1 protein-coding gene is annotated in these 887 nt (G+C 62.3%); it reads left to right on the top strand.

What is annotated here, in order from left to right; genetic code table 11:
- A partial coding sequence (locus ACB035_RS20450; protein WP_371168033.1) for an Ig-like domain-containing protein occupies positions 1 to 887 on the top strand: 887 nt, incomplete at both ends.

Genomic DNA, 887 nt, shown 5'->3' on the forward strand with positions numbered 1-887 from the left:
TACCGTTACCCTGGTGGTGACCGATGCCAATGGCAACCCGCAGACCCTGACCGCCACCGTGCAACCGGGTGGTGGTTACAGCGTGGATGTCACTACCCCGCTGGCGGAAGGAAGCTATCAGGTGACGGCCAGTGTCACCGATTCGGCTGGCAACACCGGCACTGCGACCGACGATGGTAGTGTGGACATCACCGCCAACATCACGGTGAGCCTGGATGACGTCAACAGCGGCAACGTCGCCAATGCCCCGATCAGCGGCACCTCCGATGTCGGCCCAGACCGTACTGTGACCCTGGTGATCATCGACGCTAATGGCAACACCGTGGAAACCACCGCAACCACCGGTGCCGATGGCAGCTACACCACCAACGCTGACCTCCGCAGCCTGGCCGATGGCAATCTGGTCGTCACCGCAAGCGTCACCGACGCCGCCGGCAACACCGCCAATGCCAGCGACGACACCACCCTGCTCGACACCGAAGCTGAAGCCACCATCGAACTCAACGTCATTGCCGGCGATGACATCCTCAACGCCGAAGAGGCCAAGGGCGATGTCGCCGTCACCGGTACCGTCGGTGGCGATGCCAAAGAAGGTGACACCGTCACCCTGACCATCGGTGTCAACACCTACACCGGTAAAGTGCAAGCCGACAACACCTTCAGCATCAACGTGCCGGGCAGCGTGCTGGCTGCTAACAGCAACGTCCAGGCCAGCGTCACCGCCACCGATGACAACGGCAACAGCGTTACCGCCGAGACCGACCGCGATTACAGCGTCGACACCGAAGCTGAAGCCACCATCGAACTCAACGTCATTGCCGGCGATGACATCCTCAACGCCGAAGAGGCCAAGGGCGATGTCGCCGTCACCGGTACCGTCGGTGGCG

The sequence above is a fragment of the Aeromonas sp. S12(2024) genome, from assembly GCF_041402305.1.
Taxonomy (GTDB): domain Bacteria; phylum Pseudomonadota; class Gammaproteobacteria; order Enterobacterales; family Aeromonadaceae; genus Aeromonas; species Aeromonas veronii.